Here is a 23954-nt window from a genome sequence, read left to right on the forward strand (position 1 = left end):
ATATGTGGGATCAAATTAAAGCGATTGCGTTTGATCTTGATGGTACGTTGATTGACAGCGTGCCCGATCTTGCTATGGCAACTCAAGCCGCTTTGGCTGAGTTGGGGTTAAGTAGTTGCACAGAAACTCAGGTACGGACATGGGTGGGTAACGGCGCCGAAATGTTAATGCGCCGTGCCATGACCCATGCGTTGGGAACCGATGTTAAGCAAGTAGCTCTCGATGCTGCGATGCCAACTTTTATGCATCATTACCAAGAAAATCTTGAAAAGTATAGTGCGCTTTATGCTGATGTCCACTCAGTACTACAAACTTTGTTCGATGCTGGTTATAAGCTGGCGGTGGTGACGAACAAGCCCTACCGTTTTACCTTGCCGTTACTTAATGCCTTTGGTATTAACGACTTTTTCAGTTTAGTGTTAGGTGGCGATACGCTCGCTAAAATGAAACCAGATCCTTTGCCGCTACAGCATGTATTACGTGAATGGCAATTAGAGAAAAGTCAGTTATTGATGGTAGGCGACTCTAAAAATGATATTTTAGCGGCGAAAGCGGCGGGGATAGCATCAATCGGCTTGACCTATGGCTATAACTACGGTGAAGATATTGGGCTCAGTGGCCCAGACGCCGTATGTGAGCAGTTTAGCGACATTTTGAATTGGGTAAATCCTACCAAGCAATAAGTGTTGACCCGTTTTTAGTCTTTTTTAAAGCCTTTTTCTTTATCATTTATAAAATAGTGGAGCAACGACGTAATGACCAAACCCATAGTATTTAGCGGTGCGCAGCCGTCCGGCGAATTAACCATAGGTAACTACATGGGTGCATTGCGTCAATGGGTTGCGATGCAAGATAGTCATGACTGTCTGTATTGTGTGGTCGACTTACATGCCATTACCGTGCGCCAAGATCCTAAAGTATTGCGCGAGGCGTGTTTAGATACCTTAGCCCTCTATTTGGCCTGTGGAGTTGACCCTAAAAAAAGCACAGTATTTATTCAGTCACAGGTGCCGCAACACACTCAATTAGCTTGGGCATTAAACTGTTACACCCAAATGGGTGAGTTGAGCCGTATGACTCAATTTAAAGATAAATCACAAAAGCACGCAAGCAACATTAATGTGGGGTTGTTTGACTATCCGGTACTGATGGCGGCAGATATTTTGCTTTATCAAGCCAACGAAATCCCCGTAGGCCAAGATCAAAAGCAACATCTTGAGTTAACCCGCGATATCGCCACCCGTTTCAATAATGCCTATGGTGATACTTTCACTATCCCTGAGCCATTTATTCCAGAGCATGGCGCTAAAGTGATGTCACTGCAGGAGCCGCTGAAAAAGATGTCGAAGTCAGACGAGAACCGTAACAACGTTATCGGCTTGCTGGAAGATCCTAAATCTGTGCTGAAGAAGCTGAAAAAAGCCATGACTGACAGCGAAGAGCCGCCAGTAGTACGTTTTGATATGGACAATAAGCCAGGAGTATCTAACCTGCTCAGTTTAATGTCGGGTGTCACTGGCCAGAGTATTCCAAGTTTAGAAGCCGAATTTGAAGGCAAGATGTATGGTCATTTGAAAGGCGCCGCGGGCGAAGCGGTTGTGAGCATGTTAGAGCCACTGCAAGAGCGTTACCGCGCTATTCGTAGCGACGGAGCTTACTTAGACCAAGTGATGAGGGCGGGTGCTGAAAATGCTCAAGCACGCGCTGAAGTGACACTGAAAAAGGTTTATGAAAAAATTGGTTTATTGATTTAGTTTATATCAATTATTTAGCCGACGTCTGCGTCGGCTTTTTTATACTCAAAATTCCCTTAAGCCTGTGATTTAAGCCAAGAGGAAAAGGCCGCAATTGCAGGTTCCGATAAACGGCGCTGTTTACAAAAGAAAGTAAATTCAAATCCGGTATGTACATCGGGGAGATTTAAGGCGACTAAACGTCCGGTGGCGATATCGCCAGTCACCATAAAATCTGGCGCTAGGGCTAAGCCTTGACCTGCAATCGCCGCTTCAATTGCCATCACAATATGGCTAAACACATGTTGTTGTTCATTATCAAGTGGGATCTGGTGCGCCGATGACCATTTGTGCCAGTCGAGCCCTAACGGCCCTTCATCGACAACGAGCAGGGCTTGCTGCTGAAAATTATTCAGATTAATGTCACGCCATTTAAGGTAAAAGCTTGGGCTGCACACAGGAATTAATCGTTCTTTATGCAGTAACTGTTGCCAATAACCGCGTTGATTAAGTTTACCGGCGATAAAGATATCTGCCGTGCTGGTGCTGAGGTCCGGATCTTGGGTAATCATTTCGAGGCGGATTTTCACGCTCGGATATTGGCGACGAAAATCGGCCAGTCGTGGGATCAGCCATTTCACCGAGAATGAGCTATAAACGGCTAGGCAGAGCTGTTGATTGTGCGTATCGGCAACCTTAAAATTAAGGTCGCTTAATTCATTGAATATCCGTTCTAACTCTAGAAATAATCCGTGTCCCTTAGGGGTTAGCTGGAGCCTGCGTCCCTGACGGTTGAACAGTTGTTCGCCAAAATATTCTTCTAATACTCGTACTTGGTGCGAAACGGCGCTTTGAGTAATGCATAACTCATCGGCAGCTTTAGAAAAATGCTGCTGTCTGGCGGCGGCCTCAAACACTTGTAAAGCGCGCAATGGTGGGAGCTTTCTCATTATTTTCAATACCTAAAGACCTTAGTATGAATATAGTTCATCTAGCATGAGAAAGCATCACTTCAGCTTAAGTCTTGTGGGCTTTATCATGCGGCCATTGAGATTTATGGATATTAAATAATGCAGCGCCCAGTAGTGATCGGTTTAATTTTATTGATAGTAGGTAATCTATTTAGTGCCTTCTATGACGTATCGATCAAGTGGTTGCCGAGTGATGCCAGTGCCTCAACTTTCCTCCTGGTTAGGCAAATTTCTTCAGTGTTTATGTTGTTACCTGTGTGGCTATATTCACAGCGGCCGATGACGACACATATTTCAGTTCACCTTTGGCGTGCCAACATAGGCTCAGTTGGTGCGCTTTTTTTAATTATGGGTTTAATGGCTTTACCGTTAGCAACCGTGAGTTCTTTATTTTACTCGGCACCTTTAATGATCATCTTGATGGGGTATTTTTTCCTGAGAGAGCGGATCACTGCCGCACAAACTATCTGTACTGGCTTAGGTTTTGTGGGTATTTTGATTATCCTGCGTCCGAGCGAAATGAACTGGTATGGCGTTGCGGTACTATTTTCTGCTTTTACTTTTGCGGTGAATCAGTTAGCCCTAAAAAAGGTTCCTCATACCGAGCATCCCGTATTAACACTAATGCTGTATAACTTGCTGGGTATTCCGGCAACATTACTGATTGTGGCATTTCAAGGCGTTGCGGGTTTAAGTTGGGAGCTGGTGGGCGTGGCTTTGCTGAGTAATGTTTTTTTATTAATATACCATTGGTTTTGCGTATTAGCTTATCGTAAGGCACAGGCCAGCGATATCGCTATTGCAGAATATACGGGTTTATTATTTATTGTGTTTTTAGGCTGGCTGTTATTTGATGAATGGTTGGATAACTTAAGTTGGCTCGGCGCGGCTTTAATTGTATTGCCTTCGTTATTTTTACCTTGGCTAGGTTCACTATTTCTAAAATCGACGCCTAAAGTATTAACCTCGGTACCTAAAGTGGCAGATACGGTTACGCTAAAATGATGATTAGTGCATTGAGCCTAAGTACGTGAGCAAGCTCACCACTTAGGCTTAAGTTTAAAAGTATCAAGTTATTCAATCACTCTGCGTATTCAAATACTTTAACCACTTTACGTACACCAGCGGTATTACGGGCGATATCAACGGCTAAGTCTGCTTGCGAACGATGAATAACACCCAGCAAGAAAACTTCACCGTTTTCAGTGATGACTTTAATCCGCGTAACATCTAATCCCTTTTCATTTAGCATGCGGCCTTTCACTTTGGTCGTAACCCAAGTGTCGTTGCTGCGCGTGGTAAATGATGTTGGATTGCCGATACGGATCTGATTATGGATTTTACCGCCTAGTTTTAGATCTTGTACGACCCTAACAGCTTTATCTCTTAACGTAGAGTTAGGCGCTTGGCCTATCAGCAGCACATTACCATTGACTGACACCCCAGTGATATTGGTTTGTTTTTTAAGATCTTCTTGTTCTAGTAATGCACTAGTGATCCTAAAATCAGTATTAGTATCATCGAGCTGAGTCTTAACTGTACGTTCGTCGTTGGCCATCATAGCGCCACTCACTGCGCCCACCATAACAGCACCGGCGCAACCTTGTAGCAGCAAGCAAACTATTAACAGTGGGGCAGAGTGTCTCATTGCTGCTCGTCCTGTGGGAAGAGTGTACGGTCAATATTGTCACATAGGCAGTGGATAACCAGTAAGTGCACTTCTTGAATACGTGCTGTGACGTTCGAAGGCACGCGGATTTCTACATCACCCACACTCAACAGACCTGCCATCGCGCCACCATCTTTACCCGTTAGCGCAACAATAGTCATGTCGCGGCTTAATGCTGCTTCCATGGCTTTGATGATGTTACCTGAGTTGCCGCTGGTAGAAATTGCCAGCAGAATGTCACCCGGTTGACCTAAGGCTAAGATTTGTTTTGAGAAAATCTCATCATAGCTATAGTCGTTGGCGATGGCAGTAATGGTCGACGTGTCGGTAGACAGGGCGATAGCCGGTAAGGGTGGACGCTCAATCTCGTAGCGGTTGAGTAGCTCAGCAGAGAAGTGTTGCGCATCTCCAGCACTACCACCGTTACCACATGCGAGGATTTTATGGCCACCCAAAAGACAGTGCACCATCATCTCTGCCGCTTTGGCGATAGATTCTGGCAGTGCTTCGGCTGCATCGATTTTTGTCTGGATAGATTCAGTAAAGCTGTCTTTAATGCGTTCTAACATGGATAAATCCTTTCAGGATAAAGTGTTGCTATCATGCCATATTTCCGCGCGGGAGTTGAGGCACAGACGTTAAAAATAATTTGTATTATCACTCTTTGGCTTTTGGTGCTTAAAAAGCATCAATCAGCCAATGAATTTGCTCAGTCTCTATCGCTATAACATCGAAACGACAGGGCACATCGAGCCGATGGAGTTGTAAATAATGGCTGGCCGCTTTACGAATTCGGGTGATTTGTGCGCGGCTTAGTGCTTGTAATGCGCCGCCATACAAATTTGCCGAGCGATACTTCACTTCGACAAATACCCAATGATTCTTATGGCGCATGATGAGATCAATTTCGCCAAACGGATAGCGGACATTGCGTTCTACAAACGTTAAACCCTGTTGTTCAAGGTAATGTTGCGCGCGCGACTCTGCCTGCTGTCCGAGTGTCATAACTGGCGGAAGCTGCCTGCTTGGTAACGTCCCCAGCTTAATTGACGGTTAACTATGCCATCGGAGCTCACCGATAACGCGCCACTACGGCCATTGTATTGGTAACCGGTGAAAGAGCGCATTTGTGCTAAGCGGCCGATCAAGTCCATTGCATCATAACCCATTACAAACAAACGCTTCTGGCTGTTATTCCAGCTAGGAAATAAGGTCTTGACCATTAGGTTTTCTTCACCGTCTTGCATCAACCACGGGGCATCACTTAAGGTTAAGTTATTTAAATCTTGCGCAGTTTGGGTACTTTCATTCTCAACTCGACTGCGGCTTGACGTATATAGCGGTACAGGTTGAGTGAACACGCTGAAGTTAACGTCAATAAAAGCCTTTAGTAAGGTAAGGTCCTGCGGGGTTGAAATCATATAAATGGCATCGATATCTTGGCGCGAGCGGAAGTCTGCTTGCACAGAATTACCTACCAGCTCTTTGATACGAGCAATACGTGCTTGGCTATCTCGTACACCGAGGGCATCTTGCACTGTGGTTTTCATTTGGTCGCCGCCATCGTAGTAATAGACTTCGACAGCATTGTCGCTTTTCTTTTTCCACGCTTGAATAAAGCTCTCGGCCATACGCTTGCCCAGTGCATCATTGCTGGCGAGCAGTAATGGCATAGTGACGCCGTCTTGATATAAATGTTCCGCTGCATCGGCCGCCTCTTGTGCGGGGGATAGTGCAAAGTAAAACTTATTTGGGTCCGGTGTAAACTTATCAACTTGATTTAAAAATAATTGTGGCACCGATTGGACGACTGCAACGGTATTGGCTATTTTTTCTGGGTTGGTAGCATTAGCTGTATTGGCCGCTGCATTAGTGGTGGCAGTGTTCGCTGCATTCATTACTTGCAGTTGTTCAATTTCAGTGGGTAGTAATGGACCAATAATAAACTCGGCTCCCGCAGCTACGGCTTGCTGATAGGCTTTGGCGGCATCGTCGGCGGTATCAAAAAAGTTAACGGCCACATGATCGTTTTGTTTAGCCATGTAGCTGGCGAGTATACCTTGACGTATTGCATTGGCAGCATTAGCTCTTGTGCCTGTGAGCGGTAACAGCACTGCAATGTTTTTCGGTGTAAACGGCTTAGCATTTAAGGCTCTGTCCAAATCAGCGGGTAATTTGGCAGCGGCAGGATGATAAGGATTTTGCTTCTGCCATTCGCCCAAGTAGCGCACTAATTGAGAAGGATCAACGGCATAATGCTTAGCGATATAAGCCAGTTGTAACCAACCGGTAAATACAGGGTTTTTAGCATCTTGGGTAAAGGCCTTTAGCGTTTGTTCGTGCATCGGCTGCAGCACTTGCCAAATGGTGTTATTTACTTCGTTGGCTTGGGCTGGGGGTAAGTAAGTGGCCAGTAAACTCAACTCGCGTACTTGCTCAATTGGTTGTTTGTTCAATTGATATAAATGAGCTTTGAACTGATGATAAGCCGCCATCTGCCAGCTGGGTAAGCTCCAATTGCTCGGGTAATTGAGCATTTTAAGCGCATCACTATAAGTCGAGGTGTGTTCAAGCGCACGCGCCGTTAAGTATTTATGTTCGGCCAGTAGTGTTGGGCTTTGCGTTAAGCTTGGCTGTATTGATTTAAGTAGCTTTTGCGCCGCAGCGTAGTCATTGGCATTAATATAGGCATGAGCCGCCTGCAGCAAGTTAGTATCGCGTTGCTGCGGATCCTTACTATTAGCCGCTTGGGCTAAATAGACATTTGCCGCCAAGGGTGCGGCTGCTAATGAGGTCGCAACCGTCGCGGTCGTTCCAGTGGGATTGGGCGATGAAACACCACAACCCGCCAAGATTACCGATAAAATGGCCACGGAAACGAACTTAGTTGTATTCAGGCTTTTTAACACTGGGCTTCACTCTGGTAAGATGCGGCCTCTAGTTTAACCTTCTCTCGCGCTTGACGAAAGTCTTGGCATGTCATTACAGAGGTATATATGGACCAAAGTGTCGCACTCTACATAGTTCCTACTCCCATAGGTAATTTGGGCGATATGAGCTCACGGGCAATAGAGGTGCTGAATCAGGTTTCATTAATCGCCTGTGAAGATACCCGCCACAGTGGTAAGTTATTGAGTCATTTCGGAATTACCACAAAAACTACAGCGTTGCATGATCATAACGAGCGCGCACGTGCCCAATGGATAGTGGACCAATTAGCTGCGGGTCAATCGATAGCCCTGATTTCAGATGCAGGTACGCCGTTGATTTCCGATCCTGGGTACCATTTAGTCTCCCATGTGCGTCAATCAGGCTTTAATGTGATCCCTTTGCCGGGCCCTTGCGCGGCGATTACCGCCTTAAGTGCCTCTGGTTTGCCATCGGACCGTTTTACTTTTGAAGGATTTCTACCATCAAAAGAAAAAGCTCGCGCCGATAAGTTATTGGCATTAAAAGAAGATCCGCGCACGCTGATTTTTTATGAGTCACCACACCGCATCGAACATAGCTTAACGACTATGGTTGAAGTGCTGGGCGCTGATCGTCATGTCGTGATGGCGCGTGAAGTGACTAAAACCTTTGAAACTTTTTTATCTGGCCCCGTTTCTGAGGTGCTCGCTAAAGTGAGCACAGATCCTAACCAGCAAAAGGGCGAAATCGTGCTGATGGTGCATGGTCACCATGTGAGTGATGACGAAGGTATCCCCACTGTGGCGATTAATACGCTTAAACTCTTGTGCGAAGAATTGCCGCTGAAGAAAGCTGCTGCAATTGCAGCGCAAATTCATGGGCTTAAAAAGAATGCATTGTATAAATACGGCCTAGAGTCTGATTTATAAGCGCTAAAACTACTGCGAGCGGATTATCTGTGGTGCATCAGGGTAGCTTAGGCTATAATCCGCGCCGAGTTGGCCAGACAGTCGCCGCGTTCAATAGAACGGGGAGGAAAGTCCGGGCTCCAAAGAGCGGGGTGCCAGGTAACGCCTGGGCGGTGCGAACCGACGACAAGTGCAACAGAGAGTAGACCGCCTGCCTGATTTATCAGGTCGGTAAGGGTGAAAGGGTGCGGTAAGAGCGCACCGTGCGGCTAGCAATAGTTCGTAGCAAGGTAAACTCCACCCGGAGCAAGACCAAATAGGGTTCCGTATGGCGTGGCTCGCGTTGGAACCGGGTAGGTCGCTTGAGCCTGTGAGCGATTGCAGGCCTAGATGAATGACTGTCCTAGACAGGACCCGGCTTATCGGCCAACTCACCTCATTCAATAAAAAGCCCGTTTGTCTTTAAAGACAAACGGGCTTTTTATTATTTAAATGTTTATCCATATCTTAGCCGTTTCACTCAAGCCTGTTGTTCATCTCTATCGTTACAGTCATACAGTTTGTATTTATGCTTTGCTACATACTCATTTTAATACTGAGTTACTTCACTCGCTTCACCCGAAGCCTTTCTAAAATATTTTGTTAAATACTTATTTTGTTAGATAGTTAGAGTTTGGTTATCCATCGCAAACCAAACAGACTACGCACTAATTTGACGGTACTGTTATGGCGCAGTTGAAATAAGCAACCAAGACCGAAACTCATCATTAAGCCAGGCGTTGATCCCATAAAAATACGAATATGTTGCGCCAATAATTGGCTATTTACCTGTAATTGTTCATTTTGAATTCGGCTTTGCTCCGTTAGTTCAGCGAGTCTTACCTGCTTTTTTTTCAGTAATCGTTGAATTAGCATGTTTAGTTTCCTGTTCTTGTTGTGCCGTTAAAGAACAAAAGGCGTATCTGTTGCCAAGTATTTGAAAAACCGGCTTGTGAAAGCACATAACTAAGACTGCGCCAGCACCAAAACAATAGAATAAATTGCAATATCACTAAAGTAGATGCGGTAATCAACACTGAGTGGCTCAGTTGAAATAGCAAATAACCTAGTACTAATAAAATACTACCCCAAAATAGGATTATACCAGCGCCAAAGCAAACCACTAACGCCGCAGCAATAATTAGGCTGCGCCCAGTTAGCTGCCATTCTGCGCTAGCTATTTTCTCAACCAGCATTAACTGATTAATATAGTTTTGCTTTGCTGAATGACCCAGCGCAGCTATCAATGACAGCTGTTCTATAGCTTGCTCTACCGCGCTATTTGGGGGCGACTGCATAGGTGCAGCCTGCCCCGTACCCGTATAAACAGGTTGAGTTGGTTTTTGCGCAGGAGCGTCAGAACTTTCACGGCTCTGCATAACGTTACCTTAGCGACGACGTAGTAAAGCCGTGAACAGTGCACCCGCTGCAAACGCGATCCCCGCAGTGGCGAGTGGGTTTTGTACGGCAAACTCACGTGTTTTACTGTATGAGTCGTGCAGCTGCTGTTTGACTTCTTCTTGCTTGTGGGCAAGGGTTTCTTGCGAACTAGCGGCTGTTTTCCGTAATGTATCTTCAGCGGCGGCGGCTTTTACTGCTACAGCATCAACGGCATGATGAGTTGCCTCAGCCGCTTTTGCTGTAACGGGGGCAGCAACGAGTGAATCTACAGTGGCAGTAGTGTTAGCGTTATCTGTTGTACTTTTTGAGCTGGCCATAGGGAGCCTCCTTGGAAAACACTGCAAAATACAGCAACATACTGTACTTAATACTATGGTAGCAATCGATGTGCCATATAGTATAAGTGTTATAAAACAGTTGCTTAATCTGGATTTCTCTTAAGGGGTGTAGCCCTGTTGCTGTAGAAGTTACCTATTTTGAGTAATTTTTACCTATCGAATGATAAGTGAAGGACGTCATCAATCATGGTTGTACTTTGTACTGTAACTAAGACATGGCGACAACATACTCAAGTTTTTGCTTAAGGCATGCTTATACATTGGGTCAGTTTCAATATCTCGTCTGTGATCACCATTTATCGTGAAAAATGTCAGCAATGTTTTGCTTTATTAATTTAAGTGAATCGGTCGTGCCTCTGGCATAGTGTGCTAATGCAGTGCTTTTATTTACAGTTAATTTAATGCTTTAAAATTAATGTTTTAGTTGTTAGTTAGGCAGTTTTTATCGGCATGATTAAGGCTGGGCGCGTTAATACTTAAAAACTTTGCTTTACTAAGAATCGCCATTCCCAGCTATTGGTTGCATCGCCGCCAGTGTAAGGGACTGAGAAATCAATATGCGCAACGTTGCCATAGCTAGAGCGTGAGGAGTAAATCCGCGCACCAATGCCTATGCTACCCAGAGGGCCGCTGACTTCGTTATTATCGGCGAGTTGACCACCAGAGGCTTGGCCCAAATCGGTAAATACTGCCCAGCCGAGTTCAGCCAGTTGGTATAAATTAATATTGGGGTAATTGCGTATCTCTGCGGTGAGCAACCATTGATTATCCCCTTGTTGATATTCGTTGGGGTAACCGCGCACGCCAGTTTCATCCCCTAGTCCTTCGGTGAGATCCAGATAAGTGTTCTGTGAAAGGCGAGCCCAAGCTTTACCATAAGCCGTCCACTTAGGATGAATTTGATAGAAATATTCAGCTTGAATATCCACTGTGTAAGTGTCTTTTTGGCTGGTAGCGATGGTACTTGTACCGCCCATTTCTAATAGCCATAGCTGATTATCAAACTTATAACCGCCAGCACTTTGCCATTTAACGTGGTAGCCAATAGGGCTGTTGTCGTCTACGTCATTGGTTTCTAAGCCGAGTTGTACGTAGTGGTGCCAGCCTAGATTAAAGTCCTCATTATTTGTAATGAGATGTACGTTATTGAGTACATAGAAATCATCTTGAATAAACTCGTAGCCGACCCAAGGATACATAAAGTCCCTATTTGGGGGGAGCATTGATGTAGGATAGAGTTCAGTGTTGACGAATTCGTGTTTATCTTGAGTCACGCCAGTAATAAAGCGAGAAAGATGTTCACTGTTCTTATTTATTAACCAGCCATATTGTAGATTGAGGTAATCAATGGTGTGCTCGAATTCATTCACATCCTCCCCATTTTGTCTCAGCGTATCTATACGGTTCTCATCTAAAAACTCTGCTGAATACATGGTATTAGTATTAAGTGAATAGAATGGCTTACTGACATAAACGTGTTTGGCTTGGCCGTCGCTATTATCATAAAACTCGGCCGCAAGGATACCGTGTTCGATAATGCTGATCGGGGCTTCAAAGGCAAAGGCATAACCATTACGGGATTCATTAGATTGGTATTTGAGGCGGGTGCGGATACCTGTTCCAAACAAGTTGTCTTCTTTAACGCCAAAAGAATAGCGGGTGTCGCCGCCTGAGCTACTTAAGCTTGCAGTCGGGAGTAAGGACCAGTTATCCCAAGTTTCGACGACAACAGATTCAAGTGCTGGATCGGTATCGGCTTCGGGATCTTTTTCGGCAACATAAACCTTGGCATCGCGAATGTAGGGCACCGCGCGGAGGAGTCGCTGGGATTCGTCGAGATCTTTTTGGCTAATACTATCAGCTTCGTTAAACGTCAGATTATCGAGGACCACATATTCTTTAGTATTAATATGTAAGGCGTTAGCCCAGCGGTGGATAAAAAAAGCATCCGGAGCGGATTCATCAAAAATGGGGTTGTTAACCACTACTATCTTGCTGATTTTTTTGGTTTCTTTAACCTTATGTTCAGCTTTAACATCTTCTGCTTGGGCAACATTGAGGCAGCTGCTAATGCAGCAAGGTAGGATGCATGCATACTGGACGAATTTCTGCATAAAAGGCCACTCCGATGAAATTGACGACTGCAGTAAAAATAATTTTACGCTGCAATTTACAATTTAATAACACACGGAAACGGGCTGCTCGTCAAGGAAATAGTAAAAGAAGTTTCTTATTTTACTTAATGTTAGCTTAAGAATGTTGCAGGGTAGTACGCTGCCGCTATATTCAAACTTGTTACAAGGTTCGTCTAGGTGGTACGGCGACATTAGCAAAGATGAGTCCTGCAATGAGTGACATAAAAATCAGGAAAATTTGCGATCCTATGTGTGATTGATTCAGCATGGTCTCACCAGAGATCAACGCATTGAGTCCAATATAGGTTTTACTGCCAGGCACTAAGATGACGATGCCTTGCAGCAGTGCAATGGAGGCGGGTGCTTTCATCCAGCGGGCAAAGAGGTTGGAGTAAATCCCTACGGCTAAAGCACCGAAAAAAATCCCCACAGAATCACCAAAATAATGTCCACCCAGCATGGCCGAGAAAAACGCAACAATTCCCGCTAATACACCCCAAGGCGAATCTTGCATCCGCGCCTTGAAGATAAACACTAATGCCATAGATAAAATGGGCACTGCTGACCAAATCGCCCAACGTGGCAAGCCTTCTGGTTCTGTATGAATCGCTTCACCAAATGCGGCGATACCGATTGCCATGCCGAGCACGGCACCGAAGTACAGCTTAAATAACTGCATTGTCGCATCCATAATGCGCGCAGTTCCTGAAATTAAATCTCGGGCTGCGAGTTCGGCTAAGCCTAGCGTTAACGCTAAGCCAGGAATAAAAATAATGATGGAGGAGAGGATCACTACTGGGATATTAATATTGGGATCGATTCGCGCTATACCACAGGCGGCAACGGCACAAAGAATAGTTGCAAAGGGTTCGAGTACCTCGGCCATACGCGCTGAACGCTCGGCGCGGTATACCAAGCCATAAACCAACAAACCTAACAGTCCTGACCAAAACACATCGTTCCAGCCAGTGCCCATCAACATGGCAAAGGCCGCGGCTGCCGTACCAAAAGAAAAACAGGTTAATACTGGGCCATAGGGATTAGGCTTGTTGGCAATTTCTTCGAGGCGATCTAAGGCTTCGGCTAAGGTGCGTTTTCCTGATGTTAATTCATCAACTAATTCGTCGGTGCGGGCGAGTGAGCCGAGATCGAGCTCGCCAGGTTTGACTCGAGCCGCATGGTTGTATTCTTGATCGGTATCGTGTTGCAATACAAAAGTCATCGAAGTGGGCGAAATCAAAAAATAGCCTTCGATACCTAAGGTGCGGGCGACGGTTTGTAAATGGGTTTCTAGCCGATAGGCGGGTGTGCCAAATTTATGTAAAGCCTTGCCTAGCTTTATGATAAATCTACGTTTTTCGATAAACTCGTCGTTATCCAATCGGGGTATTCACTGTATAAAAGTTGTCGGGGATGACGCGCGCATATTAACCGATATTTTCGTTAAAAGGTTAATGCCTTTTAACGAAAATATAAATAAATTACTGAATTTTTACCGCTCGGGCTATAGTCAGTTTTTTGATACAGGGAGATATCTATGTCTATGATGGTGACGGGCCTTTACGCTAGCCTTACGGGATTACTCTCCGTAGCTTTAGCTTATCGAGTCGTAAAATTAAGAAGAAGCCACAAGATTGGCCTTGGGGATAGTGGTAATAGCGCGCTTTCCTTGGCATGCAGAGTCCATGCTAACCTGATGGAAAATGCACCTATCGTATTAATTTTGATGCTGGTGGCTGAGACGGGTGGCTTGCCAGTATTCTATTTGCATTGCTTTGGTACTGTGTGGATAGTCGCACGCTTACTGCATGCTATTGGGTTAACTCACGGCCAAGGCGGTTATCATTTTGGCCGCTTTTGGGGTGTATTACTCACTTGGCTAGTGATTATCAGTTTGGCGCTGGTGGATTTGTTGTATTTTATCCAAGGGTTAGCAAAGGGATGGTAGGCTTGTAAGATGGGCGGTCGATTTCGCCCTAAGCCATATCCATAGCGGATTTAAGGGTATTGCACTTAAGGCTTAAATACTCTCAAATATGCCTTGGTTGATGTTTTTTTAATCGTACTTATCCTTCGTTGCCTGCTATACTCCGCGTCCCTAAATTGGCATCGCTGTTCCAGTGACGCCTTTATTTGATACTACGTTTTCGGGTCACAAACGATGCAAGTTGAATCCACACTCTTTAGTCATCCCAAATATTGGGGTACGGGCGACAGTACTGCGCCTTTCTTACCTATGTCTCGCAAGGAGATGGATAAGCTTGGCTGGGATAGCTGTGACGTTATTATAGTCACGGGCGATGCTTATGTGGATCATCCAAGCTTTGGCATGGCGGTGATCGGCCGAATGTTAGAAGCACAAGGTTATCGTGTGGGGATTATTTCTCAACCCGATTGGTCGAGTAAAGATGCCTTTATGCAACTGGGCCGACCCAACCTGTTTTTCGGCGTAACCGCTGGCAACATGGATTCAATGATCAACCGTTATACCGCTGACCGTCGTTTACGTTCTGACGATGCTTATACCGCCGGAGATATTGGCGGTAAGCGCCCTGATCGCGCGGTAACCGTATATACCCAACGTTGTAAAGAAGCCTTTAAAGAGGTGCCAGTGATCATTGGCGGCATCGAAGCCAGTTTACGCCGTATCGCCCATTATGATTATTGGTCTGACAAAGTGCGTCGCAGTGTGATTTTTGACGCAAAGGCCGATTTGCTGATGTATGGCAATGCCGAGCGGCCTTTAGTTGAAGTCGCGCGTCGTTTAGCAGCAGGTGAACCGATTAGTTCGCTGCACGATGTGCGTGGCACAGCTGTTATCCGTAAAGAGCCATTACCAGAATGGCGCGGTATGGACTCGCGCAAGATTGACCAACTGCATAAAATCGAACCACTGCAAAACCCTTATGGTGGCGATGATGTAGGTTGTACTAACTTATCTGGCCCATCGGATGTAAAGATTTTTGACAACGAAGCGCCTAAAGCTATTAGTGTACAACCTCCGCGCCCTAAGCCATGGGATAAAACCTATGTATTGCTGCCAGCATTTGAAAAAGTCTCTGAAGACAAATATTTATACGCCCATGCTTCGCGGATTTTACATCAAGAGCAAAACCCAGGCTGTGCTCGTGCGCTATTTCAGCCCCACGGCGACCGCGCTGTTTGGGTCAATCCGCCTGCATGGCCGCTTAATACCGATGAAATGGACGCGGTATTTGATTTAGCCTATCAACGTGTACCACATCCGATTTATGGCAAGGATAAAATCCCTGCTTACGACATGATTAAAACCTCAATTAATATCATGCGTGGTTGCTTTGGAGGCTGCTCTTTCTGTTCGATTACCGAGCATGAAGGTCGAATTATTCAAAGTCGCTCACAAGAGTCGATTGTTAAAGAAATCAAAGATATTCAACAAAAAATCCCGGGATTTAAAGGTGTTATTTCTGACTTAGGTGGTCCAACCGCTAACATGTATCGCTTAGGTTGTACTAGCGAGAAAGCTGAAAAAACCTGCCGCCGTTTATCCTGCGTATTCCCATCAATTTGTGGCCACTTAGGCACAGATCATAAACACACTATCGACTTGTACCGTGCGGCGCGCGCTGTGCCAGGTATTAAGAAGGTATTAATTGCATCGGGTGTGCGTTATGACTTGGCGATTGAAAATCCAGAGTATGTCAAAGAATTAGTGCAGCACCATGTTGGCGGTTATTTAAAAATTGCCCCTGAGCATACCGAAGAAGGGCCGCTCAATAAGATGATGAAACCTGGCATGGGCGCTTACGATAAGTTTAAAGAACTGTTCGACAAGTTCTCGAAAGAAGCGGGTAAAGAGCAGTTCCTGATCCCTTACTTTATTTCGGCGCATCCAGGCACGACCGACGAAGACATGGTGAATTTAGCGCTGTGGTTGAAGGAACGTAAGTTCAAGCTCGATCAAGTGCAAAACTTTTATCCATCACCTATGGCCAATGCGACCACGATTTATCATACCGAATTAAACTCGCTGAAAAACGTCAAGCACACCAGTGAGGTGGTACCTGTGCCGAAAAAAGGTCGCCAACGTCGTTTGCACAAAGCCTTGCTGCGTTATCACGACCCCGCGGGTTGGCCATTGATCCGTGAAGGATTAACTGCCATGGGACGTGAAGACTTAATTGGCAATAGTCCGCATCAATTAGTGCCACCAGAAGGTCGTAATGAACGCGGGCCTAAGTGGATGAAAGACGCTAACCAAGGTCAAAAAGCCTTCACGCGCTTTTCGGGTAATCAGTTTGATGACCGTAAAGGCGATGGTAAATCTAAAGGTTCGGCTAAAGGTGGTGCTCAGGCTAACGCTAACGCAGAATCAAAACTTGTCATTAAAGGTGGGAAACCCGCAGCGAATGGCACTAAGCCAGCGGGATCTAAACCTAGTGGATCTAAGCCCAGCGGAGCCAATTCGAGTCGTCCTGGCGCTAAAGCGCCCTTTGGTCAGTCAGGTTTTAAGTCAAACTCCCAGACTAAAGGCGGTACTCAAGTCCAGAGCGGTGCCGGGATAAAAGGTACAAATCCATCAAGAAGTGGTGGTAAAGCTGCGGGTAAATCCTCTCAAGGTAATCAACAGGTTAAGTAATCACTTTTTAGCTGCCGACCAATATAACAAGGCCATTCCAGAACGTGGAGTGGCCTTGTAGCATGATTATCCCGTAACACCCTATCTAATCCTTTTTTACCGCGAGTCTGCCTTGCTGAAATATGTCCATGCTTTGCTTTAAATAAGCAGATACAGGCGCGTTATCGTCTGAGCTTTGTGCCTAATACTACCAGTTACTATTTATCGGTAAATTATCAAAAACGAGAAGCTGACGATAAAATAGTCCGTAGCTGGTATCACTAGATGAACTATTATAAGATCTCCGAGTGATGATTATGCCTACTGTTTGTTTATATTCGATATTTTAGCTATACATCTCACCCATATCCGCGGCTTGTTAACTAACATTAGATACTATGAATAAAAAGCGCAGACCTACTCTTCAAGATGTTGCCGATCAAGTTGGTGTGACCAAAATGACGGTGAGCCGCTATTTAAAAAATCCAACAAGGGTGGCACAAAGCACTCAAGAAAAGATCGCTATCGCGCTAGAAACATTAGGCTATATCCCTAATCGTGCGCCAGAAATCTTGGCTCAATCAACTAGCCGCGCCATTGGTGTATTAGTGCCTTCTTTAACCAACCAAGTGTTTGCAGAAGTGCTGCGCGGTATCGAGAATGTGGCCGGTCAACGCGGTTATCAAACCATGCTGGCTCACTATGGTTATCAGGCTGAAGTAGAAGAGGAGCGGATTGCATCACTGCTCTCTTATAATATTGATGGATTACTTTTGTCTGAGAGTTACCACACCCCACGTACCGTACGAATGATTGAAACAGCGGGTATTCCGGTAATCGAAATGATGGATAGCGTGTCGCCTGCGATTCAGCAATGTGTTGGTTTTGATAACACTGCTGCCGCTTACGAGATGGTGCAAGCCATGATTACACAAGGCTATCTACACATTGCTTACTTAGGCGCTCGAATGGATGTGCGCACCCAACTTAAGATGCAAGGCTACGAGTTAGCAATGGCAGAAGCTAAGCTCACACCCTTGGCGATGACCACCAATGATGCTTCTTCGTTTTCTTTAGGGGCATCGCTGTTACAACAAACCTTAGCGAAATATCCCTACGTGGACAGTTTTTTTTGCACTAACGATGATTTGGCCGCAGGGGTGATATTTGAGTGCCAAAGACAAGGGATTAAAGTGCCTGAGCAGATAGGTGTTGCGGGGTTTCATGGCCATGATATTGGCCAATCTATGACGCCAAAATTGGCGAGTATTATTACCCCAAGAAATGACATTGGTCGTATAGCAGCAACTGAGTTATTAGATAGGTTAAATGGCAAAGAGATCGAACAATCCGTCATAGAGCTAGGTTATCGGATTGATCTAGGGGAAACCTTGTAGTTTCCCCTAGAGTCTTTGGTTCAATATATCTATTGTGATTAAAGAAACGCAGAGATAATGACTGCAACTATGCCGCCCGTCGTACCAATAATGGTTTCCATCACGGTCCACGTTTGCAGCGTTTGTTTTTCCGACAATCCAAGAAAACGGTTAGCGAGCCAGAAGCCTGAGTCATTGACGTGCGAAAGCACAATCGAGCCACCGCCAATGGCAATGGTAATTGCCGCCAATTGAGCGCCACCTAAGTTTAGTGGTTCAAGTATCGGGATGATAAGGCCGCAAGCGGTTAACATAGCCACAGTGGCCGAACCTTGAATAACGCGCACAGAAGCCGACAAAATAAAGGCCAGTATCACAATCGGTAAACCTGAACCCGCTAAAATATTACCTAACGCATCGCCTACACCTGAATCAATCAAAACTTGCTTAAACACGCCGCCGGCACCGGTGACTAGAATAATGACTCCAGCAGGTTGAAGCGCACTACTACAGATTTCCATAATGCGGTCATTGGGGATATTACGCCTAACACCCAGCACATAGAATGCGATTAAACAGGCGAGCAAAATGGCGGTAAATGGATGACCAATCAATGCGAGCCAATTATGCAGATCGGATTTTTCATCAATAAAGCGTGAAACAATCGTTTTTAAGCCGATAAGCAGCAGTGGAAAAATTACAATACTGATTGATAAAGCAAATGAGGGAATAGGTCCGCCTTCTCGTTCACCTTTTTCCTGCTGCTCGTGGGCTGGCAGCTCAACATGGACTTTTTTGGCAATAAGACTGGCAAAGAGCGGGCCGCCTAAAATCATTGCTGGAATGGATGCCAACAAACCGAACACTATCATGTAGCCAAAATCAGCATTAAGTTGGGAAGCGACCAAAATGGGCCCTGGTGCGGGAATCAGAAACGCCTGACAGGTTGCGATACCCGCGAGTAGCGAAATCCCTATTTTAACTACGCTGCCGCCCCCCTTTCGAACTACAGCAAAGGCGATGCCAATCAGCAGTACAACCGCAACGTCAAAAAAGAGGGGTAGCGCACAGATAAAGCCCGTAAAGGTCATCGCCCAGTGAGCTTTGTTGTTACCAAATTTATTTAACAGGGTATGGGCTATCTGATCCAGCGCGCCGGTTTCTTCCATTACCCGTCCAAACATCGCACCTAAAGCGACCACAACAGCAACAAAACCTAAGGTGCCTCCCATGCCTTGTTGAATCGTGTTTGTGATATCAGCGGGGTTCATGCCAGAGAAAAGCCCAGCCACTATCGACACCAGTATCAGTGATACTACGGCATGTAATCTTACTTTCATCACTAAGAACAGTAGCAAGGCGATTGAACCGAGCGCTGTCAGGATCAATGACATATCGGACATAATAGGTACTTTTCCTTGTTCGTTAAGTTGTCCACATTTTTGGAGGTTACCGGTAACATATTACCCGTAATATGATAAGGTGGGAAGTAACAAAAATGGAAAATGAGCCCGAGGTTAACAGAAATGACTAAGACAAAAAAAGGCGATAGCTATGTGTTCATGGGCGTCTCTAGTTGTGGTAAATCTTCGATTGGTGCAGCGGTCGCACAGGCGTTAGAGACAAAATTTATTGATGGTGATGACCTGCACCCTAGAGCCAATATCATCAAGATGAAATCGGGCTCAGCGCTTAACGACACTGATCGTGCCCCTTGGCTAGAGCGTATCAATGATGCTGTATATAGTATTGAGCAAAAAGCTGAACGGGGAGTTATTGTCTGCTCTGCACTGCGTCGCCATTACCGTGATTTAATACGTCAAGGCAATAGCAAAGTCGTATTTATTCATCTATACGGTGACTTTGAACTCGTCAAGCAACGCATGTTGGCGAGAAAAGCCCACTTCATGCCGATTGAGCTGCTCAAAAGTCAGTTCGACACGCTGGAAATACCCGCTACTGATGAAGCTGATGTTATCCAAGTGAGCATCGATGGATCTTTTGAAGAAGTGGTGCAGCGCTGTATTCAGGCGATAAATGGCGAAAAATAGTAATGTCTAACATTGGAACAGAGCATAAGGCTTACCATTGGTGATGACTTTTGGGGATTGACCTTTGCTTTAAAGAGCGAGACGAGTCTTATTGATAAGCCATAAGCAGGTATTCTCTAGGGGGCATAGGCTAGCCTATGACCCCTAATTAATTGTTTTCGATATGTCTTAGCCGTATTTAGGCTGGACGAGTATCGGCAACGGGCGCTTTGTTTGAGATCACACCGAAGATAGTCCAACCGAAGAAGGTGGCTATGGCGCCAAGCATTACTGCGGTTTCGCCTGAGCTATAGAGGGCATAAAAGCTATACAAGGCACCGATCACTGCAATCACGTTGGCAATACGGGCTTTATTAAAGGGCACTTTTTGTTGTCTTTGCATTATGCCAAGGGCAGCCATCGACAGTATGTAAGGCACAATGTTGGTGACGACGGCAAGGTTAACGAGTGCTTCGAACTGTTTGCTCAGTGATGGACTAATGGTCATCAGAGATAAAACAGTTTGGATGGATACGATAATGGTCATACCCCAAATTGGCGCGTCGGCTTTACTGACTTTAGAGAATATTTTAGGGAAGAATCCTTCATCGGCAGAGGCTTTAAACACTTGGGCAATAGTGAACTGCCAACCTAATAACGAGCCAGTACAAGAGATAATGGCGCAGGCCATCACGATTTTACCCACGACAGGGTTAAACATTTGCGCGAAGGCTAAACCGAAGGGTGCGTTCGACATGGCAAGTTCGGCGTTTGGCACAATACCGGCAATGACATTGGTAGAGATGATATAAATTACCGCTGCACCTAAGGTTCCGGCCATTACTGCGATCGGTACGTTTTTCTCTGGATTATCGACGGCTTCTGAGTTTGCACAGGCCGATTCTAAACCAAGGAATGCCCACAAAGTCATCGCGATAGAACCGCCTAAAGCTTTGAAAAATGGCATATCATGCGGGTTCCATGCGCCTTTGTAGAGGTCGATGTCGAACCAGAACCAACCAATTAGCGACACACCAATTACGGGCAGAATAATCCCCCACACAGTCACGCTACTCACACGACCTGTGATACGGGCACCACCGAAGTTAGCAATCGTTGCCAGCCAAAGCACGCCAATGGTTGCAAGACAAATGGCCATCGGGCTTAAGTTTACATCGAGCAGCACGGCGGCATAACCTACGGCCGAAATAGCAATCGCGACGTTGGCGATGAGCAGCGAAACGGCGTAGGTGTAGTTGGCCATAAAGTTGCCAGAGCGGCCGAAGGCATATTCGGCATAACCGCCCATACCACCGGATTTCTTACTGAACATACCGCACTTAGCAAACGCATAGGCGAGGGCAGTTGAACCCGCGGCTGTGACTAACCAAGATAAAATCGAAATAGTACCGACTTGAGCTAATTGGGTGGGCAGCATAATAATGCCCGAACCCATCATGTTGACTATGGTGATAATCGTTAATTGGACGACGCCAATTTTATTTTCTGATTTACTCATACTAATAACCTAATTAGGTGAATTATTATAGGGAGTATGAAATTGACTGCAGAGCGGATTAATTAACTCTGCAGTCAGTCTTCATTATTTATTTAGTACATAGCCCATAGCTTGAATTTTACCGTCTGGAGTGTTTTCGAGATAAACACCTTGTAGTTCTGGTGAGAATCCAGGTAATAGATTGATACCTTCTTCGAGAGCTTGGAAATAATGTTGAACAGAGCCACCCCATATTTCACCTGGTACCATACATAGCACTCCTGGTGGGTAAGGAAGCGCACCTTCCGCGGCAATTCTTCCCTCAATTTGCGATAGCGGCACTAATTCGACTTTGCCACGAATAAATTCTAAATTTGCTTCTTGTGGATCCATGACTTTGATTGGGAAATGCGCTTTACGGAACATTTCTTTTTGCAGTTGTTTTACATCATGGCTGACATAAAGATTGTGCATTTCTTGGCAGAGTTGGCGGATGGTATAGTCTTGATAGCGCGCTTTATTCGCGTTATAGACGTTAGGCAATACTTCTGATAATGGCGCATCTTCATCGACTAATTTCTCGAATCGAGATATTTGTGAGACCAAGTGTTGCATCTTGGCCATATCTTCCGCAGGCGTCATCAGGAATAAAATCGAATTTAAGTCGCACTTCTCAGGAATAATATTATTTTCTCGTAAGAAGTTAGCCAAAATAGTGGCTGGAATACCAAAGTCGGTATATTTACCCGTTTCTACATCTATGCCTGGTGTGGTTAATAGGAACTTACAAGGGTCAACGAAGTATTGGCCTTTTTCATAACCTTCGAATGAATGCCATTTTTGACCGGGCTCGAATTCGAAGAAGCGTAAGTCATCGGCCATTTGCTCTGTTTCATAGTCTTGCCATAGGCGGCCATCTATCATGGTCGGAACGAATGGTTTGATATATTTACACTTTTTCAGCAGTAGCTTACGTGCTTCTATACCCGCTTTTACCGCTTCGCGCCACAGGTAACGACCGCTTGCGCCTTCATGCATTTTCGCGTTCACATCTAGTGCCGCAAATAAAGGGTAGAAGGGGCTAGTAGAGGCATGCATCATAAAAGCATTGTTGAAGCGTTTATGGTTGCAGTATCTATCTTGACCTTTGATATGCTTATCTTTTTTATGGATTTGTGATGTTTGTGAGAAACCCGCCTGCTGTTTATGTACCGACTGAGTCACGATAATACCAGGATCTTCGGCGGTCAGTTCTAGCAAGAGTGGTGAGCATTCATTCATCATTGGGATGAACTGTTCGTAACCGACCCAAGCCGAGTCAAACAAGACGTAGTCACACAGATGACCAATTTTATCAATTACTTGTCGAGCATTGTAGATAGTGCCGTCATAGGTGCCTAGTTGGATAATCGCTAAGCGGAAAGGGCGTTTTTCATCGGCTCTTTCTGGGGCGACTTCGCGAATTTGATCTCTTAAATAGGACTCTTGGAAGCAATGAGCGTCAATGCCACCAATAAAACCGAAGGGATTACGCGCTGTTTCTAAATAAATTGGTGTTGCACCGGCTTGAATTAACGCACCATGGTGATTTGATTTGTGGTTATTGCGGTCAAATAATACCAGGTCGCCTTTAGCAAGCAGCGCATTGGTCGCCACTTTATTTGAAGATGAAGTCCCGTTAAGTACAAAGTAGGTTTTATCGGCATTAAAGACTTTGGCAGCATATTTCTGCGCTGCAAGTGGCGCGCCTTCATGGATCAGTAAATCACCCAATTTGACGTCGGCGTTACACATATCGGCGCGGAAAATCGTTTCGCCAAAAAAGTCGAAAAACTGACGACCCACAGGATGTTTACGGAAGAATTGTCCGCCTTGATGACCTGGGCAAGCAAAGGTGGAATTACCCATTTCAACGTATTTTTTCAATGTGCCGAAGAAAGGAGGTAATAGCGCTTGTTCATATTTATTGACTGCAGTTTCAACCTGTTTTCCGTAGAAGTCAGTGTTATCGCCGCAGAGTTCAAATACCCCTGTAATAGATGAACAAACATCATCTGGGAAAGTTTCTTCACAGCAAACTGAAACAAAAATGGGTAGTTTTAATCCGGTATTTTTAATCTTTTCAACAATACCGTTTCTAACATCATCAACAGAGACTACAGCCGCGCCCACATCGCAAAAATCTGTGGTTAATACATTGACGACTTCTCTGTCGATATCGAAACAAGATCTAACAGATAAGCTAGCGGCTACCTTTAATGATTTCATAGTTAATTTCCCTTTTACTTTTAAAAAATAGATACAAGTGTGCCTATACCTAATTAAAAATTAATAGTATAAAAATTAGAT

General features: G+C 45.2%; 21 protein-coding genes and 1 other RNA gene. 9 read left to right on the forward strand and 13 right to left on the reverse strand.

From position 1 onward, the window contains the following. Window positions 1-2 precede the first annotated feature (2 nt). Together L2717_RS09620 and trpS are read left to right on the forward strand one after the other, a co-directional pair. Window positions 3-683 carry a phosphoglycolate phosphatase gene (locus L2717_RS09620; protein WP_220773302.1) on the forward strand — a complete coding sequence of 227 codons (681 nt, stop codon included), beginning with the start codon at window positions 3-5 and terminating at the stop codon, window positions 681-683. 72 nt (window positions 684-755) lie between these two features. Then, window positions 756-1754: a tryptophan--tRNA ligase gene (gene trpS / locus L2717_RS09625; protein WP_220773303.1), complete on the forward strand. Its 999-nt coding sequence runs from the start codon at window positions 756-758 to the stop codon at window positions 1752-1754. 56 nt (window positions 1755-1810) lie between these two features. On the opposite strand, the gene L2717_RS09630 is transcribed toward trpS, so the two are convergent. Then, a complete protein-coding gene (locus tag L2717_RS09630; RefSeq protein ID WP_220773304.1) occupies window positions 1811-2683 on the reverse strand; it encodes a LysR substrate-binding domain-containing protein in 873 nt (290 codons plus the stop codon). 120 nt (window positions 2684-2803) lie between these two features. Between L2717_RS09630 and L2717_RS09635 the strand changes: the two genes are divergently transcribed. Continuing rightward, the gene (locus L2717_RS09635; protein WP_220773305.1) at window positions 2804-3709 is read left to right on the forward strand and encodes a DMT family transporter; all 906 of its coding nucleotides are present in this window, start codon (window positions 2804-2806) and stop codon (window positions 3707-3709) included. Window positions 3710-3785: 76 nt separating this feature from the next. Here L2717_RS09635 and dolP read toward each other — a convergent pair whose 3' ends face one another. The 4 genes from dolP to L2717_RS09655 all read right to left on the reverse strand — a co-directional run bounded on the left by dolP (window position 3786) and on the right by L2717_RS09655 (window position 7282). Continuing rightward, a complete protein-coding gene (gene dolP / locus L2717_RS09640; protein ID WP_220773306.1) occupies window positions 3786-4352 on the reverse strand; it encodes a division/outer membrane stress-associated lipid-binding lipoprotein in 567 nt (188 codons plus the stop codon). Beyond that, a complete protein-coding gene (locus tag L2717_RS09645) occupies window positions 4349-4942 on the reverse strand; it encodes a phosphoheptose isomerase (protein ID WP_220773307.1) in 594 nt (197 codons plus the stop codon). The genes dolP and L2717_RS09645 overlap by 4 nt, the downstream gene beginning before the upstream one ends. 109 nt (window positions 4943-5051) lie before the next feature. Next, entirely contained in the window at window positions 5052-5378 is a 327-nt protein-coding gene (locus tag L2717_RS09650) for a YraN family protein (protein ID WP_220773308.1), read from the reverse strand. Beyond that, on the reverse strand, window positions 5375-7282 hold the full coding sequence (locus L2717_RS09655; RefSeq protein ID WP_220773309.1) for a penicillin-binding protein activator: 1908 nt from the start codon (window positions 7280-7282) through the stop codon (window positions 5375-5377). The genes L2717_RS09650 and L2717_RS09655 overlap by 4 nt, the downstream gene beginning before the upstream one ends. A gap of 87 nt (window positions 7283-7369) precedes the next feature. Between L2717_RS09655 and rsmI the strand changes: the two genes are divergently transcribed. After that, on the forward strand, window positions 7370-8212 hold the full coding sequence (gene rsmI / locus L2717_RS09660) for a 16S rRNA (cytidine(1402)-2'-O)-methyltransferase (RefSeq protein WP_220773310.1): 843 nt from the start codon (window positions 7370-7372) through the stop codon (window positions 8210-8212). 65 nt (window positions 8213-8277) lie between these two features. Then, an RNA gene (rnpB, locus tag L2717_RS09665) (RNase P RNA component class A) lies at window positions 8278-8629 on the forward strand. A 228-nt stretch (window positions 8630-8857) separates the two neighbouring features. On the opposite strand, the gene L2717_RS09670 is transcribed toward rnpB, so the two are convergent. The 5 genes from L2717_RS09670 to L2717_RS09690 all read right to left on the reverse strand — a co-directional run bounded on the left by L2717_RS09670 (window position 8858) and on the right by L2717_RS09690 (window position 13485). Continuing rightward, the gene (locus L2717_RS09670; protein WP_220774098.1) at window positions 8858-9106 is read right to left on the reverse strand and encodes a hypothetical protein; all 249 of its coding nucleotides are present in this window, start codon (window positions 9104-9106) and stop codon (window positions 8858-8860) included. Between the two features lie 2 nt (window positions 9107-9108). Next, the gene (locus L2717_RS09675; RefSeq protein WP_220774099.1) at window positions 9109-9609 is read right to left on the reverse strand and encodes a hypothetical protein; all 501 of its coding nucleotides are present in this window, start codon (window positions 9607-9609) and stop codon (window positions 9109-9111) included. Window positions 9610-9618: 9 nt separating this feature from the next. Beyond that, window positions 9619-9948 carry a DUF883 C-terminal domain-containing protein gene (locus tag L2717_RS09680; RefSeq protein WP_220774100.1) on the reverse strand — a complete coding sequence of 110 codons (330 nt, stop codon included), beginning with the start codon at window positions 9946-9948 and terminating at the stop codon, window positions 9619-9621. Between the two features lie 497 nt (window positions 9949-10445). Next, window positions 10446-12083 (reverse strand): BamA/TamA family outer membrane protein, encoded by a 1638-nt coding sequence (locus L2717_RS09685; RefSeq protein ID WP_220774101.1) that lies wholly within the window; start codon window positions 12081-12083, stop codon window positions 10446-10448. 181 nt (window positions 12084-12264) lie between these two features. Then, a complete protein-coding gene (locus L2717_RS09690) occupies window positions 12265-13485 on the reverse strand; it encodes a threonine/serine exporter family protein (RefSeq protein ID WP_076500798.1) in 1221 nt (406 codons plus the stop codon). 156 nt (window positions 13486-13641) lie between these two features. On the opposite strand from L2717_RS09690, the gene L2717_RS09695 reads away from it, so the two are divergent. The 3 genes from L2717_RS09695 to gntR all read left to right on the forward strand — a co-directional run bounded on the left by L2717_RS09695 (window position 13642) and on the right by gntR (window position 18098). Further along, window positions 13642-14052 (forward strand): MAPEG family protein, encoded by a 411-nt coding sequence (locus L2717_RS09695; RefSeq protein WP_220774103.1) that lies wholly within the window; start codon window positions 13642-13644, stop codon window positions 14050-14052. Between the two features lie 213 nt (window positions 14053-14265). Beyond that, the gene (locus L2717_RS09700) at window positions 14266-16722 is read left to right on the forward strand and encodes a YgiQ family radical SAM protein (RefSeq protein ID WP_220774104.1); all 2457 of its coding nucleotides are present in this window, start codon (window positions 14266-14268) and stop codon (window positions 16720-16722) included. Between the two features lie 377 nt (window positions 16723-17099). Beyond that, complete coding sequence (gene gntR / locus L2717_RS09705) at window positions 17100-18098, forward strand: gluconate operon transcriptional repressor GntR (protein WP_220774106.1); 999 nt, start codon at window positions 17100-17102, stop codon at window positions 18096-18098. Between the two features lie 38 nt (window positions 18099-18136). On the opposite strand, the gene gntU is transcribed toward gntR, so the two are convergent. Further along, window positions 18137-19480: a gluconate transporter gene (gene gntU / locus L2717_RS09710; protein ID WP_220774108.1), complete on the reverse strand. Its 1344-nt coding sequence runs from the start codon at window positions 19478-19480 to the stop codon at window positions 18137-18139. 123 nt (window positions 19481-19603) lie between these two features. Between gntU and L2717_RS09715 the strand changes: the two genes are divergently transcribed. Continuing rightward, window positions 19604-20128, forward strand: a complete 525-nt coding sequence (locus tag L2717_RS09715; protein WP_220774109.1) for a gluconokinase — start codon at window positions 19604-19606, stop codon at window positions 20126-20128. Window positions 20129-20306: 178 nt separating this feature from the next. On the opposite strand, the gene potE is transcribed toward L2717_RS09715, so the two are convergent. Together potE and speF are read right to left on the reverse strand one after the other, a co-directional pair. Next, complete coding sequence (gene potE, locus L2717_RS09720; protein WP_220774110.1) at window positions 20307-21626, reverse strand: putrescine-ornithine antiporter; 1320 nt, start codon at window positions 21624-21626, stop codon at window positions 20307-20309. Window positions 21627-21710: 84 nt separating this feature from the next. Beyond that, window positions 21711-23873 (reverse strand): ornithine decarboxylase SpeF, encoded by a 2163-nt coding sequence (gene speF, locus L2717_RS09725; protein ID WP_220774111.1) that lies wholly within the window; start codon window positions 23871-23873, stop codon window positions 21711-21713. Window positions 23874-23954: the final 81 nt, after the last annotated feature.

Origin of the sequence: Shewanella glacialipiscicola, assembly GCF_023283485.1 — a bacterium.
In the GTDB taxonomy this organism is placed as follows: Bacteria; Pseudomonadota; Gammaproteobacteria; order Enterobacterales; family Shewanellaceae; genus Shewanella; species Shewanella glacialipiscicola.

Coding starts and splice junctions, on each gene's coding strand:
- L2717_RS09695 (WP_220774103.1), top strand. CDS start 13,642: ATGTCTATGATGGTGACGGGCCTTTACGCTAGCCTTACGGGATTACTC.
- L2717_RS09620 (WP_220773302.1), top strand. CDS start 3: ATGTGGGATCAAATTAAAGCGATTGCGTTTGATCTTGATGGTACGTTG.
- L2717_RS09675 (WP_220774099.1), bottom strand. CDS start 9,609: ATGCAGAGCCGTGAAAGTTCTGACGCTCCTGCGCAAAAACCAACTCAA.
- rsmI (WP_220773310.1), top strand. CDS start 7,370: ATGGACCAAAGTGTCGCACTCTACATAGTTCCTACTCCCATAGGTAAT.
- L2717_RS09630 (WP_220773304.1), bottom strand. CDS start 2,683: ATGAGAAAGCTCCCACCATTGCGCGCTTTACAAGTGTTTGAGGCCGCC.
- L2717_RS09635 (WP_220773305.1), top strand. CDS start 2,804: ATGCAGCGCCCAGTAGTGATCGGTTTAATTTTATTGATAGTAGGTAAT.
- speF (WP_220774111.1), bottom strand. CDS start 23,873: ATGAAATCATTAAAGGTAGCCGCTAGCTTATCTGTTAGATCTTGTTTC.
- trpS (WP_220773303.1), top strand. CDS start 756: ATGACCAAACCCATAGTATTTAGCGGTGCGCAGCCGTCCGGCGAATTA.
- potE (WP_220774110.1), bottom strand. CDS start 21,626: ATGAGTAAATCAGAAAATAAAATTGGCGTCGTCCAATTAACGATTATC.
- L2717_RS09650 (WP_220773308.1), bottom strand. CDS start 5,378: ATGACACTCGGACAGCAGGCAGAGTCGCGCGCGCAACATTACCTTGAA.
- L2717_RS09685 (WP_220774101.1), bottom strand. CDS start 12,083: ATGCAGAAATTCGTCCAGTATGCATGCATCCTACCTTGCTGCATTAGC.
- L2717_RS09645 (WP_220773307.1), bottom strand. CDS start 4,942: ATGTTAGAACGCATTAAAGACAGCTTTACTGAATCTATCCAGACAAAA.
- L2717_RS09715 (WP_220774109.1), top strand. CDS start 19,604: ATGACTAAGACAAAAAAAGGCGATAGCTATGTGTTCATGGGCGTCTCT.
- L2717_RS09700 (WP_220774104.1), top strand. CDS start 14,266: ATGCAAGTTGAATCCACACTCTTTAGTCATCCCAAATATTGGGGTACG.
- gntU (WP_220774108.1), bottom strand. CDS start 19,480: ATGTCCGATATGTCATTGATCCTGACAGCGCTCGGTTCAATCGCCTTG.
- L2717_RS09670 (WP_220774098.1), bottom strand. CDS start 9,106: ATGCTAATTCAACGATTACTGAAAAAAAAGCAGGTAAGACTCGCTGAA.
- dolP (WP_220773306.1), bottom strand. CDS start 4,352: ATGAGACACTCTGCCCCACTGTTAATAGTTTGCTTGCTGCTACAAGGT.
- L2717_RS09680 (WP_220774100.1), bottom strand. CDS start 9,948: ATGGCCAGCTCAAAAAGTACAACAGATAACGCTAACACTACTGCCACT.
- gntR (WP_220774106.1), top strand. CDS start 17,100: ATGAATAAAAAGCGCAGACCTACTCTTCAAGATGTTGCCGATCAAGTT.